We start from the raw sequence: 12,508 nt of genomic DNA on the forward strand, positions 1-12,508 counted from the left end.
TCCGGGTGCGGTGCGCGGCGGGAGGTCCCGGGGGCCCGCCGGGTTGTCGGGGCCCTGGCCGTAGCGGGTCTTTCGGCGTGGGCGTTAGGGTCGGATGATCTTTCTTTCTCATCGGATGTGGGGGTTTGGGGCATGGCGCTCTTCGGGAACGCGCACGCGATCGATCCGGCGCAGGCGCAGCAGGACTTCGCGCGGCTGCTCGGGCAGGGGGAGCAGGTGCACGCCGCGTACCTGCTGATCCGGGACACGATCTTCTTCACCGACCGGCGGCTCGTGCTCGTCGACAAGCAGGGGATCACCGGCAAGAAGGTCGAGTACCACTCGATCCCGTACCGGAGCATCACGCACTTCGCGGTCGAGACGGCCGGCACCTTCGACCTGGACGCCGAGCTGAAGATCTGGATCTCGGGCACCCAGCTGCCGGTCACGAAGACCTTCACCAAGGGGGTCGACATCTACGAGGTGCAGGCGATCCTCACGCAGTTCGTCGCCAAGTAGCCCGACGGAGGGGAGGGTTTCCGGGGAATCCCCGGAAACCCTCCCCTTTTGGGTGAACCTGTCTTATTTGCATGTCAGTTGAATATGCCCTCGGCCTAGCTTGCGTGGCGGAGGTGATGATCGATGGACGCGATCGACATCGATGACCTGGCGTACGTCGCCACCGGAGCACGGCTTCGGCGGCTGACCGCACCGGACGGCGCCCACTGGTTCCCGGTGGTGGACGTGGCGAAGAGCCTTGGATACGCGGGGACGCGCGAGGCGCTCCGGACCGTGACGCTGCCCGCGGAGTGCCTGGCGGCCGCGCGGGAGCTCGCCGGAGACGGAGGCGGGGGCGGAGACGGAGCCGCGGACGGAGACGGGCCGGGAGGCGGAGACGGAGCCGCGGACGGAGACGGGCCGGGAGGCGCGGGGTTCCCCGGCCGGTTCTCGGGGATCAGGGCGTCGACGCGGATGGTGAGCCTGGAGGGGCTCGTCCAGCTCGTCGGGGCCTGCCGGAGACCGGAGGCCGGACCGTTCCGGGCGTGGACGGCCGGGCTCGTGGCCGCGGTCCAGCGGTACGGCGGGTACGGTCTCGAACCCTCGCCGGTGCACGCCGGATTCCTGCTGCCGCCGGAGCTCGTCGACGTCCTCGTTCGGCTGGAGGGGCGGTTCGACGAGCGGGCCGCCGCGTACGCCGAGCACGCCGCGTACGCGGAGCTGCTCCGCGAGACCCGGCAGAACCTCTCCAGGGTCGCCGACTCCCTGGAGCGGCTCGCCGTGCCCCGCCAGCGCACGGGCGCCGCCGTTGCGCTCAGCCCGCAGGAGCTCGTCGAGTCCTGGGCCATCACCGGGGACATCCGGACGGTCGCCTCCTGTCTCGCGCCCGCGCTCGTACGGGGCGGGGTGCGCTACCGGCCCCAGGACGTCACCCGCCGCACCGGTCTCTCCGGCGAACGCGTCCGGGACTGCGTCCGCCTCCTCCTCGAACGCGGCTGCATGCGCGAGGTGGGCACCCCGGCCCCGGACGGCACCCGGATCTACGTGCTGCCCTGACCGTCCGGCTGCGGGCCGGGACCCGGATCTACGTGCTGCGCCGACCGTCCGGCTCCCGGCCGGGGCCTCCGCCGTCCGGCTCCCGGCCGGGCCCTCCGCCGGCCGGTCCCACCGCCACCACCTGGTACGCGTCCTCGTAGACGATCCGGCCAGGGTCCGCCGACTCCAGGCGTACACAGGGCACGCCGTGGTCCCGCAGGATCCGCAGGTACGGGGCGACCCGGGCCAGTGCCTCGGTCGCCGTGGGCCGGAACCAGGCTGCGGCCCCCGGGTTCACCGCCGGGTCGTAGACCGTCGGGTCGACCGTGGCAGGGTTCGGGAAGTGCGCGTCGTACCAGTCGTTCGACGCGCGCCAGAGCGCCCACTCCTCGGGCGAGAGTCTTCCGTCCCGGGCCAGTGCGTTGGCCAGGCCGAAGACGCCGGGGTGGTGGCCCCGGGGGCTCCGGGTCGGGGACTGGAAGCGGATGTGGCGGAGACTGGACGGCATCCGGGGAGCATAGGGAGGCGCGGGCGTGGAGTGGTGGTGCCGGGGGATCGGCTGGGCCGGTGGGACGCCCGGGCTGCGGTGGCGCGGCGGGAAGGTGAGTCCGCTGGTGTACGGGCGGCCGCTCGCCTTCCGGGCCGTCGGGGTCCGGCGGTGTCCCGGGGCCCGGGGGAACCCCTGCCCCCTGGAGGCCGTGGTGTCCGGGCGGTCCACCGGCGGGCGGTGCCCGGAGTGCGCGCGCCTCGACCGGGCCCACTCCGTCGCCGCCGACACCTTGCTGGACGACCCGCAGCCGTACCGCGTCTACCTGGCCTGGTTCGGGCCCGGGATGACCAAGGTGGGGATCACCGCGGAGGCCCGCGGCGAGGCCCGGCTCCTGGAGCAGGGGGCCGTCGCGTTCAGCTGGCTCGGCCGGGGCCCGCTGATGGCCGCCCGGCGCACCGAGGAGGTGCTGCGGCAGGCCCTCGGCGTGCCCGACCGGGTGGCGTACGAGCGGAAGCGCGCCGCCCGGCACGCCCTGCCGCCCGCCGCGGAACGGGCCCGGGAGGTCGAGGAGCTGTACCGGCGCGCGCGGGCGATCGGCGGCTGGACGGAGACCCTGGAGCCGCTGGAGTTCGCCGCACGCGATCACGCGGGCGCCTTCCACCTCGACGGACTGCCGCCGCTCGACGGCACGGTCGCCGAGCTCGTGGGCGGCGGCGTCGTCACCGGCCGGCTGCTCGCCGCCGCCGGTCCCGATCTGCACCTCCTCACCCCCGACGGACGCTGTCTCGCCCTCGACACCCGGCTCATGGGCGGCTGGGTCCTGGACCGGGTCGGGGAGGGAAGTGCCTTCACCGTGCCGGTCGTTCCCCGTGCGGTCGCTGCCGCGCAGGAGGGGCTGTTCTGAGGTCGCCCACGGGCGTTCGTAAAGTCTTGGATCCCTTTGGCCGGGGGCCGTGGACATCCTCCGGCCTGCCCCGCGAGGGTGATCACATGACCCAGAAGCTTGTGGCGGGCATCGAACCGCCTTACTACACCGCTGTCTTCACGTCCGTCCGTCCCGAGTCCCCCGAGGGGTACGCCGAGACGTCCGTCCACATGCAGGAGCTCGTCCGGGAGATCCCCGGGTTCCTCGGCTACGAGTCCGCCCGCACGCCCGGCGGCATCGGCATCACCGTCGGGTACTTCCGGGACCTGGAGTCCCTGGAGAGCTGGGCGCGCCACCCCGAGCACCGGGCGGCCAAGGAGTACGGCCGTGAGCACTGGTACGACAGCTACAGCGTCCACATCGGCAAGGTCGAGCGGAGTTACGGATTTGAGCGTGAGTGACACCGAGAGGCTGATCGAGCGGCTCGGGATCCCCGGGCTCGTCGACGTGCACACGCACTTCATGCCGCAGAACGTCCTCGACAAGGTCTGGGCGTACTTCGACGCCGTCGGGCCCCTGACCGGCGTGGAGTGGCCCATCACCTACCGCGAGGAGGAGGAGCGCCGGCTCGCCCTCCTGCGCGGGTTCGGCGTGGTCGCCTTCACCGCGATGCTCTACCCCCACAAGCCCGGCATGGCCGCCTGGCTGAACTCCTGGGCCGCCGACTTCGCCGCCCGCACCCCCGACTGCCTGCACACCGCGACCCTCTTCCCCGAGCCGGGAGTCACCCCGTACGTCCACCAGGCGCTCGACGCCGGCGCCCAGGTCTTCAAGGTGCACCTCCAGGTGGGCGGCTTCGACCCGACCGACAGCGAGCTCGACGGCTCCTGGGGAGCCCTCGCGGACAGCGGTACCCCCGTCGTCGTGCACTGCGGCTCAGGCCCCAGCCCGGGGAACTTCACCGGGCCCGGTCCCATGGGGCGGCTGCTCGCCCGGCACTCCCGGCTGCGGGTGATCGTCGCCCACATGGGGATGCCGGAGTACAGCGACTTCCTCGACCTGGCCCAGCGGTACGAGGGCGTCCATCTCGACACCACCATGGCGTTCACCGACTTCAGCGAGCGGCTCGCGCCCTTCCCGGAGGCCGAGCGCGGGCGGCTCCTGGACCTCGGCGACCGGATCCTCCTCGGCTCGGACTTCCCGAACATCCCGTATCCGTACGCCCACCAGCTCCACGCCCTCGACCGCCTCGGGCTCGGGGACGACTGGCTCCGGCGGGTGCTGTACGAGAACGGAGCCGCACTGTTTCACGTGAAACACCCCTGAGCATCCGTTTCACGTGAAACACCTCTGAGCCTCCGGACCCTTTCTCAGGGAATTCACAGGAAAGGGAAAGAGGCCTCTCAGCGGCGGGCGACACCGTGGCTGCCATGACCGTCACCACACGCCGCACCGGCACCCACGCCGACATGCTCCGCGCCGACGGAACCGCCGTCCGGGTCCTCGTCGTCGACGACGAGGCCTCGCTCGCCGAGCTGCTCTCCATGGCCCTGCGCTACGAGGGCTGGCAGGTCCGCAGCGCCGGGGACGGGGCCGCCGCCCTCCGCTCCGCGCGTGAGTTCCGGCCCGACGCCGTCATCCTCGACATCATGCTCCCGGACGTCGACGGGCTGAGCCTGCTCGGCTCGATCCGCCGTGAGCTGCCCGACGTACCCGTGCTGTTCCTGACCGCGAAGGACGCCGTCGAGGACCGCATCGCCGGGCTCACCGCCGGGGGCGACGACTACGTCACCAAGCCCTTCAGCCTGGAGGAGGTCGTGGCCCGGCTGCGCGGCCTCATCCGCAGGTCCGGGGCCGCGCAGACGCGCAGCGAGTCCCTGCTCGCCGTGGGGGACCTGACCCTCGACGAGGACAGCCACGAGGTCACCCGGGGCGGCGACTCCATCCACCTCACCGCGACCGAGTTCGAGCTGCTGCGCTACCTCATGCGCAACCCGCGCCGGGTGCTCAGCAAGGCGCAGATCCTCGACCGGGTCTGGTCGTACGACTTCGGCGGCCAGGCCAACGTCGTCGAGCTCTACATCTCCTACCTGCGCCGGAAGATCGACGCCGGCCGCTCCCCGATGATCCACACCCGGCGCGGGGCCGGGTATCTGATCAAGCCCGGGGAGTAACGTCCGGTGTTCCGACGTGCAAGGCGGCGGCGGTGGTCGCTGCGGACGCGGCTCGTCGTGTCGGCGGTCGCGCTGATCGCGGTCGTCGCGACCGTCATCGGGACGGTGACGACCATCGCGTTCCGCTCGTACCTCTACGACCAGGCCGACGAGCAGGTCCACACCGTCGCGATACGGGCGGCGGGCCCGCCGGCCGCCATGGCCCCCGTGCCCGACCTGCCCGATCCGAGCCGCGTGAAGGAACCGCTCGCGTTCGTGCAGGGGCCGGGCGCGCCCATCGGCACCCTCGGCGCGGTCCTCGTGGACGGCGAGCTGACCACGGCCGGGTACTCGGCGGAAGCCGCGGACAGCGGGACGTACGGCCGGAACTTCCGGACCACCGCGCTCGACGAGGCCCAGCGGGCCGCGCTCGCCGCCGTCCCCCGCGACGGCCGGCCGCACACCGTCGAACTGCCCGGCGGCCTCGGCTCGTACCGGGTCGAGTACGCCGTCGGGGTCCACGGCGAGTTCCTCACCGGCATCCCCCTCACCGAGGTCCAGGACGCCCTCTCCACCCTCGTCCTCGTCGAGCTGAGCGTCACCGGCGCCGGGCTCGTCGCGGCCTCGCTCGCCGGGACCGTGCTCGTCCGGGTCGCCCTCCGCCCGCTGCGGCGGGTCGCCGGCACCGCCCGGCAGGTCGCCCGGCTCCCGCTGCACAGCGGGGAGGTGGCGCTCCATCAGCGGGTCCCGGAGGCGGAGGCCGACCCGCGCACCGAGGTCGGCCAGGTCGGCGCGGCCCTCAACCGGATGCTCGACCACGTCCACTCGGCCCTCGACGCCCGCCAGCAGAGCGAGACCCGGGTACGGCAGTTCGTCGCGGACGCCAGCCACGAGCTGCGCACCCCGCTCGCCTCGATCCGGGGGTACGCGGAGCTCACCCGGCGCGGCAGCGAGGAGTGCGGCCCCGACACCCGGCACGCGCTCTACCGGATCGAGTCCGAGGCGACCCGGATGACGGGCCTGGTCGAGGACCTCCTGCTGCTCGCCCGGCTCGACGCGGGCCGGCCCCTCTCGTACGAGACCACCGACCTCGTCCCGCTGGTCGTGGACGCCGTCAGCGACGCCCGCGCCGCCGGTCCCGACCACCACTGGCGCCTCGAACTGCCCACGGACAGCGCGGTCGTACGGGCCGACGGAGCCCGCCTCCAGCAGGTCCTGGTCAACCTCCTCGCCAACGCCCGTACCCACACCCCGCCCGGCACGAAGGTCACCGCCCGTGTCCGCACGGAAGGCCCAGCCGTGCTCGTCGACGTCGAGGACGACGGCCCCGGCATCCCGCCCGAGCTGCTGCCCGCCGTCTTCGAGCGCTTCGCGCGCGGCGACGCCTCCCGCTCCCGGCACGCCGGATCCACCGGCCTCGGCCTCGCCATCGTCCGCGCGGTCGTGCTCGCGCACGGCGGAGAGGTGACCGTCGAGAGCGCCCCGGGCCGGACCGCCTTCACCGTCCGGCTGCCCGCCGCGCAGGACTCACAGACAGGCCACAGGCTCATCACACAGCCGTGACAGCGGCCCCGGCGAGTGTCGCCTGTATGCGAACCCAAACCATCGGGGAAGCCCTCCCCGCCCGGGAACACCTGCCGGTGGACGTCGCCGGACGGCCCGTCCTGGACGTGGTGATCCCCGTCTACAACGAGGAGAAGGATCTGGAGCCGTGCGTCCGCCGGCTCCACGAGCACCTCCTCAGGACCTTCCCGTACGGCTTCCGCATCACCGTCGCCGACAACGCCTCCACCGACACGACGCCCGCCGTCGCCGCCGCCCTCGCGGCCGAGGTGCCCGAGGTGCGCTCCGTACGGCTGGAGCAGAAGGGCCGCGGCCGGGCGCTGCGGACCGTGTGGTCGGCCTCGGACGCGCCCGTCCTCGCCTACATGGACGTGGACCTGTCCACCGATCTCAACGCGCTGCTGCCACTGGTCGCGCCGCTCATCTCCGGCCACTCGGACCTGGCGATCGGCTCACGGCTCGCCCGCTCCTCGCGGGTGGTGCGCGGGCCGAAGCGGGAGTTCATCTCGCGCGCCTACAACCTGATCCTGCGCTCCTCGCTCGCCGCCCGGTTCTCCGACGCGCAGTGCGGCTTCAAGGCGATACGGCGGGAGGTCGCCGAGCGGCTCCTGCCGATGGTGGAGGACACCGGCTGGTTCTTCGACACGGAGATGCTGGTCCTCGCCGAGCGGGCCGGGCTGCGGATCCACGAGGTGCCGGTCGACTGGGTCGACGACCCCGACTCGACCGTCCACATCGTGCGGACGGCGACCGACGACCTGAAGGGCGTCTGGCGGGTGGGGCGGGCCCTCGCGACCGGTTCGCTGCCCCTCGACCGGCTGGCCCGGCCGTTCGGCGACGATCCCCGGGACCGCGACCTGAACGGTGTGCCGGGCGGCCTCGCCCGGCAGCTCGTCGGCTTCTGCGTGGTCGGGGCCCTGTCCACGCTCTTCTACCTGGCGCTGTACTCGGCCTTCCGCCTCGGCGTCGGCCCGCAGCTCGCCAACGCCGGGGCCCTCCTCGTCTCCGCCGTCGCGAACACGGCGGCCAACCGGCGCCTCACCTTCGGGGTACGGGGCCGGGACCGGGCCGTCCGCCACCAGGCCCAGGGGCTCGTGGTCTTCGCCATCGGCCTGGCCCTGACCAGTGGTTCGCTCGCCGCCCTCGGCGCGGCGACCGGCGATCCCGCGCACTCCACCGAGCTCGCCGTCCTGATCGTCGCGAACCTCGCCGCGACCGTCCTGCGCTTCCTCCTCTTCCGGCTCTGGGTCTTCCCCGAGCGGCCGACCTCGCAGCCCCTCCCGCAGTCCTCAGCAAGGAACGAACGATGACCACTGTGTCCACCGCCGTCCATGCGGCGCCCCGCACCGGCCGGCCCGCCCGGCTGTGGCGCGGCCGAGCCGAGGACGCCCCCTGGGTCCGGCCCGCCTTCCTCGGCCTGCTCGCCGTCACCACGCTGCTCTACCTGTGGAACCTGAGCGCGTCCGGCTACGCCAACTCCTTCTACTCCGCCGCCGTCCAGGCGGGCGGCGAGAGCTGGAAGGCCTTCTTCTTCGGCTCCCTCGACGCGGGCAACGCCATCACCGTCGACAAGCCGCCGGCCGCGCTCTGGCCGATGGCCCTCTCCGTCCGCCTCTTCGGGCTCGGCTCCTGGCAGATCCTCGTGCCCGAGGTGCTGATGGGCGTGGGCACCGTCGCCGTGCTCTACGCGGCCGTGCGGCGCCGGTTCGGCGCGGGCGCGGGCCTGATCGCGGGCGCGGTCCTCGCGCTGACGCCGGTCGCCGCCCTGATGTTCCGCTTCAACAACCCGGACGCGCTGCTCGCGCTGCTCATGACGGTCGCGGTGTACTGCGTGCTGCGCGCCCTGGAGCAGGAACGGGGCGCCGCGAAGTGGCTCGTGTGGGCGGGGGCGGCCTTCGGTTTCGCGTTCCTCGCGAAGACCCTCCAGGCCTTCCTGATCCTGCCGCCGCTGGCCCTCGTGTACGCGGTGTGCGCACCCGGCGGCTTCGGGCGGCGGCTCGGCCGGCTGGCCCTTGCCGGGCTCGCGATGCTCGTCTCCGCGGGCTGGTGGGTGGCCCTGGTCGAGCTGTGGCCGGCGTCCTCCCGTCCGTACGTCGGAGGCTCGCAGAACAACAGCTTCCTGGAGCTGACCTTCGGCTACAACGGCCTCGGCCGCATCAACGGCGACGAGACCGGCAGCGTCGGCGGCGGCGGCGGTCCCGGCGGCGGCATGGGCGGTGGCCGCTGGGGCGAGACCGGCATCGTCCGGATGTTCAACGACTCGGTCGGCGGTCAGATCTCCTGGCTGCTGCCGGCCGCGCTGATCCTGCTCGTCGCCGGACTCGTCGTCACCTGGCGGGCGCCCCGCACGGACACGGCGCGCTCCGCGTTCCTCGCGTGGGGCGGCTCGCTCCTGATCACGCTCGCCGTGTTCAGCTTCATGGCCGGCATCTTCCACGAGTACTACACGGTGGCCCTGGCCCCGTACATCGCGGCGCTGATCGGCATGGGCGCGGCGGTGCTGTGGGAGGAGCGCACGCGGTGGCCCGCCTCGGCGGCGCTCGCGGTGACGGTGGCGGTGACGGCCTGGTGGGCCTGGACGCTGCTCGGCCGTACGCCGGACTGGCTGCCGTGGCTGCGCTGGACGGTCCTGGTGGCGGGCGCGGTGGCCGCGCTCGGGCTGCTGCTCGCGGGCCGGATCGACCGGCGGCTGGGCCTCGCGGTGGCGGGCCTCGGTCTGGCGGCGGGGCTCGCGGGGCCGTTCGCGTACACCCTGGAGACGCTGAACGCCGGGCACCAGGGCTCGATCGTGACGGCGGGGCCGGCGGGCGGCGCGATGGGCGGCCGCCCGGGCGGCGGCCGGCTCTTCGAGGGCGCCGGTCCCGGCGGCGGGATGATGCCGCCGGGTGGTCAGATGCCGGGTGGTCAGATGCCGGGCGGTCAGATGCCGGGTGGTCAGGGCGGCCAGGGCGGTCAGCTGCCCACCGGTCAAGGCCAGGGCCAGGGTCAGGGCCGCGGGATGCCCGCGGGTACTCCGCCGCAGGGGATGATCCGGGGCGAGCGGCCCGGCACCGGCGGCGGCATGGGTGGGCTCCTCAACGGCGCCAGCGTCGGTGCGAAGGCGAAGGCCGCCCTCCTCGTGGACGCCGACCAGTACACCTGGGCCGCGGCCACGGTCGGCGCGCAGAACGCCGCCAGCTACCAGCTCGCCACGGAGAAGCCGGTCATGGCGATCGGCGGCTTCAACGGCAGCGACCCGTCCCCGACGCTCGCCCAGTTCAAGCAGTACGTCGCCGAAGGGAAGATCCACTACTTCATCGGCGGCAGCGAGGGCGGCAACGAAGGCGGGGGCGGCGGTCCCGGCGGCGGCAACTCGGAGATCTCCGCCTGGGTCGCGCAGACCTTCGAGAAGACCACGGTCGACGGCGCCACCTTCTACGACCTGACGACCGGGAGGCAATAACCGCTATACAGCGTACGAGAGCTCTTGTACGGTGTACGAGCCTTGGCCTCGTACACCGTATAAGGAGTCGCGTCCCATGACAGCAGCCACCGGCGGCCACCCCCAGCGCTGGCTGATCCTCGGCGTCATCTGCCTCGCCCAGCTCACCGTCCTGCTCGACAACACCGTCCTCAGCGTCGCCATCCCCTCGCTGACCTCCGAACTCCACGCGTCCACCACCGACATCCAGTGGATGATCAACGCGTACTCGCTCGTCCAGTCCGGCCTGCTGCTCACCGCCGGCAACGCCGCCGACCGCTACGGCCGCAAGAAACTCCTCGCCGCCGGTCTCGCGCTCTTCGGCCTCGGCTCGCTCGCCGCCGGCCTCGCCGACTCCACCGCGCAGCTGATCGCCGCCCGCGCGGGCATGGGCGTCGGCGGCGCACTCCTGATGACCACCACCCTCGCCGTCGTCATGCAGATCTTCGACGACTCGGAGCGGGTCAAGGCCATCGCGCTGTGGTCCACCGTCGCCTCGCTCGGCTTCGCCGGCGGCCCGCTGATCGGCGGCGTGATCCTGAACCACTTCTGGTGGGGAATGATCTTCCTGATCAACATCCCGGTCGCGGCCGTCGCCCTCGTCGCCGTCCTCAAGCTCGTCCCCGAGTCCAAGAACCCCCAGGGCGAGCGCCCCGACCTGCTCGGCGCGCTGCTCTCCACCATCGGCATGACCGCCGTCGTGTACGCGATCATCAGCGGTCCCGAGCACGGCTGGGTCTCCGCCCAGGTCCTCGTCCCGGCCGCCGTCGGCCTCCTCGGTCTCGGTGCCTTCGCGCTGTGGGAGCTGCACACCCCGTACCCGATGCTCGACATGCACTTCTTCCGGAACCAGAAGTTCATCGGCGCCATCGGCGGATCGATCCTGGTCGTCTTCGGCATGGGCGGCTCGCTCTTCCTCCTCACCCAGCACCTGCAGTTCGTCCTCGGGTACGAGCCGCTCGAAGCCGGTCTCCGGATGGCGCCGCTGGCGCTGACGATCGTCGGCCTCAACCTGACCGGCGTCGGCCCGAAGATCGTCATGAAGCTCGGCACCCCGCCCACCGTCGTCGTCGGCATGACGCTGGTCGCCGCCGGCCTCACGTCGATCTCGCTGCTCGGCGGCGGCACGGACGGCAGCTACGGGGGCATGCTGCTCGGCTTGGTCCTGATGGGCTGCGGCATCGCCGTCGCGTCCCCTGCCATGGCCAACGCGCTCATGAGCGCGATCCCGCCGGAGAAGGCGGGCGTGGGTGCCGGGATCAACGGCACCCTGGCCGAGTTCGGCAACGGCCTGGGCGTCGCCGTCCTCGGAGCCGTGCTCAACGCCCGCTTCGCCGCGCTCGTCGCCGTGACCGCGACCTCGCTCCCGGCCGCCCTGGCCGCCGCCGGCGGCGAGGCCGAGCGGCAGCAGATCTCGGACGCCTTCGCCTCCGGCCTCCAGACCAGCCAGCTGGTCGGCGCGATCGCCGTCTTCGCCGGCGGTCTGCTCGCGGCGGCCCTGCTCAAGCGGGCCGAGCGCGCGGAGGAGCGGGTGAAGCAGCACGAGATGGCTGCCTAGCATGGTGACGGACCGCTGACAGACGGAGGAACGCGATGGTCAAGGCAGCCGATCGGGCCAAGAACCCGGCGCGTTCCAGCGTCTGGCTGGAGCAGAGGGCCGCCCGCAGCGGCGGCGGCCCGGCCGGTCTCGACCGGGACCGGATCGTCGACGCCTCGATCCGCATGCTCGACGAGGAGGGCCTGGCCAAGCTGTCGATGCGCAAGCTCGCGACCGAGCTCGGCGTCACGGCGATGTCCCTCTACTGGTACGTGGACACCAAGGACGACATCATCGAGTTCGCCATGGACAGCGTCTACGGGGAGGTCGACCTCGCGGCCGTCGACGCCGCCGAGGACTGGCGGCAGCGGATCCGCGTACTCGCCCTGGAGTACCGGCGGATGCTGGTCCGGCACGCGTGGATGTCGCCGAGCGCCGGCCAGTACCTGAACATCGGCCCGAAGGCGATCGCCGTCGGCCAGAAGATCCACGAGACGATCCGGGACACCGGCCTCCCGCTGGACCGCCAGCCGAGCGCGATGTCGGCGGTCTTCCAGTTCGTGTACGGCTACGGGACGATCGAGTCCCAGTTCGGCCGGCGCGCGGCGGAGGCCGGCATGTCGCAGGACGAGTTCTACGTGGACGCGATCAAGGCGTTCCGTGACGACCCGGAGTTCGAGGCGCGGACCGAGGGCATGAAGGAGATCCTCGACGAGCGGGCCTCGCACGGCAGCGTCAGCGCCGTCTGGGACCGCGACTTCGCCTACGCCCTGGACGTCCTGGTCGCCGGCATCGAGGCCATGGTCGCGCGCGAGGCCGAAAGCGCCTGACGGTCGCGCCTGACGGTCGCGCCTGACGGCGGCGCCCGACGGCGGCGTCCGACGACAGACATGACGGAGCGGCGGGCCGTCCCCTGCCCGCCGCTCCG

General features: G+C 72.8%; 12 protein-coding genes. 11 read left to right on the plus strand and 1 reads right to left on the minus strand.

The features are described 5' to 3' along the window. The first annotated feature begins 132 nt into the window (after positions 1 to 132). On the plus strand, positions 133 to 498 hold the full coding sequence (locus tag ACN9M0_RS18835; RefSeq protein WP_329856176.1) for a PH domain-containing protein: 366 nt from the start codon (positions 133 to 135) through the stop codon (positions 496 to 498). Between the two features lie 123 nt (positions 499 to 621). Beyond that, positions 622 to 1,533, plus strand: coding sequence for a BRO-N domain-containing protein (locus ACN9M0_RS18840; protein ID WP_426403928.1), 912 nt, complete (start codon positions 622 to 624; stop codon positions 1,531 to 1,533). A gap of 28 nt (positions 1,534 to 1,561) precedes the next feature. Here ACN9M0_RS18840 and ACN9M0_RS18845 read toward each other — a convergent pair whose 3' ends face one another. After that, positions 1,562 to 2,020 carry a hypothetical protein gene (locus ACN9M0_RS18845; protein WP_366037530.1) on the minus strand — a complete coding sequence of 153 codons (459 nt, stop codon included), beginning with the start codon at positions 2,018 to 2,020 and terminating at the stop codon, positions 1,562 to 1,564. Between the two features lie 25 nt (positions 2,021 to 2,045). Here ACN9M0_RS18845 and ACN9M0_RS18850 point away from each other — a divergent pair, with 25 nt between their 5' ends. From ACN9M0_RS18850 to ACN9M0_RS18890, 9 genes are all read left to right on the plus strand, one after another. Continuing rightward, positions 2,046 to 2,906: a DUF2797 domain-containing protein gene (locus ACN9M0_RS18850; RefSeq protein WP_426403929.1), complete on the plus strand. Its 861-nt coding sequence runs from the start codon at positions 2,046 to 2,048 to the stop codon at positions 2,904 to 2,906. 86 nt (positions 2,907 to 2,992) lie between these two features. Continuing rightward, a complete protein-coding gene (locus ACN9M0_RS18855) occupies positions 2,993 to 3,328 on the plus strand; it encodes an antibiotic biosynthesis monooxygenase family protein (protein WP_366037528.1) in 336 nt (111 codons plus the stop codon). Further along, positions 3,315 to 4,193: an amidohydrolase family protein gene (locus ACN9M0_RS18860; protein ID WP_399696290.1), complete on the plus strand. Its 879-nt coding sequence runs from the start codon at positions 3,315 to 3,317 to the stop codon at positions 4,191 to 4,193. The genes ACN9M0_RS18855 and ACN9M0_RS18860 overlap by 14 nt, the downstream gene beginning before the upstream one ends. Positions 4,194 to 4,297: 104 nt before the next feature. Further along, on the plus strand, positions 4,298 to 5,041 hold the full coding sequence (locus ACN9M0_RS18865; protein ID WP_391019253.1) for a response regulator transcription factor: 744 nt from the start codon (positions 4,298 to 4,300) through the stop codon (positions 5,039 to 5,041). A gap of 6 nt (positions 5,042 to 5,047) precedes the next feature. Further along, complete coding sequence (locus tag ACN9M0_RS18870; RefSeq protein ID WP_366037526.1) at positions 5,048 to 6,583, plus strand: sensor histidine kinase; 1,536 nt, start codon at positions 5,048 to 5,050, stop codon at positions 6,581 to 6,583. A gap of 26 nt (positions 6,584 to 6,609) precedes the next feature. Continuing rightward, positions 6,610 to 7,893, plus strand: a complete 1,284-nt coding sequence (locus tag ACN9M0_RS18875) for a bifunctional glycosyltransferase family 2/GtrA family protein (protein WP_366037525.1) — start codon at positions 6,610 to 6,612, stop codon at positions 7,891 to 7,893. Further along, the gene (locus ACN9M0_RS18880) at positions 7,890 to 10,025 is read left to right on the plus strand and encodes an ArnT family glycosyltransferase (protein ID WP_426403930.1); all 2,136 of its coding nucleotides are present in this window, start codon (positions 7,890 to 7,892) and stop codon (positions 10,023 to 10,025) included. Before ACN9M0_RS18875 ends, ACN9M0_RS18880 begins: the two co-directional genes overlap by 4 nt. Positions 10,026 to 10,101: 76 nt before the next feature. Further along, the gene (locus tag ACN9M0_RS18885) at positions 10,102 to 11,601 is read left to right on the plus strand and encodes an MFS transporter (protein WP_366037523.1); all 1,500 of its coding nucleotides are present in this window, start codon (positions 10,102 to 10,104) and stop codon (positions 11,599 to 11,601) included. Positions 11,602 to 11,636: 35 nt separating this feature from the next. After that, positions 11,637 to 12,410, plus strand: a complete 774-nt coding sequence (locus ACN9M0_RS18890) for a TetR/AcrR family transcriptional regulator (protein ID WP_366037522.1) — start codon at positions 11,637 to 11,639, stop codon at positions 12,408 to 12,410. Positions 12,411 to 12,508: the final 98 nt, after the last annotated feature.

This window comes from Streptomyces sp. R-07, from assembly GCF_049913175.1.
Classification (GTDB): Bacteria; Actinomycetota; Actinomycetes; order Streptomycetales; family Streptomycetaceae; genus Streptomyces.

Excerpts from the sequence above, each read along its gene's own strand:
- ACN9M0_RS18845 (WP_366037530.1), bottom strand. The coding sequence starts at position 2,020 with ATGCCGTCCAGTCTCCGCCACATCCGCTTCCAGTCCCCGACCCGGAGC.
- ACN9M0_RS18865 (WP_391019253.1), top strand. The coding sequence starts at position 4,298 with ATGACCGTCACCACACGCCGCACCGGCACCCACGCCGACATGCTCCGC.
- ACN9M0_RS18840 (WP_426403928.1), top strand. The coding sequence starts at position 622 with ATGGACGCGATCGACATCGATGACCTGGCGTACGTCGCCACCGGAGCA.
- ACN9M0_RS18885 (WP_366037523.1), top strand. The coding sequence starts at position 10,102 with ATGACAGCAGCCACCGGCGGCCACCCCCAGCGCTGGCTGATCCTCGGC.
- ACN9M0_RS18890 (WP_366037522.1), top strand. The coding sequence starts at position 11,637 with ATGGTCAAGGCAGCCGATCGGGCCAAGAACCCGGCGCGTTCCAGCGTC.
- ACN9M0_RS18880 (WP_426403930.1), top strand. The coding sequence starts at position 7,890 with ATGACCACTGTGTCCACCGCCGTCCATGCGGCGCCCCGCACCGGCCGG.
- ACN9M0_RS18875 (WP_366037525.1), top strand. The coding sequence starts at position 6,610 with ATGCGAACCCAAACCATCGGGGAAGCCCTCCCCGCCCGGGAACACCTG.
- ACN9M0_RS18855 (WP_366037528.1), top strand. The coding sequence starts at position 2,993 with ATGACCCAGAAGCTTGTGGCGGGCATCGAACCGCCTTACTACACCGCT.
- ACN9M0_RS18835 (WP_329856176.1), top strand. The coding sequence starts at position 133 with ATGGCGCTCTTCGGGAACGCGCACGCGATCGATCCGGCGCAGGCGCAG.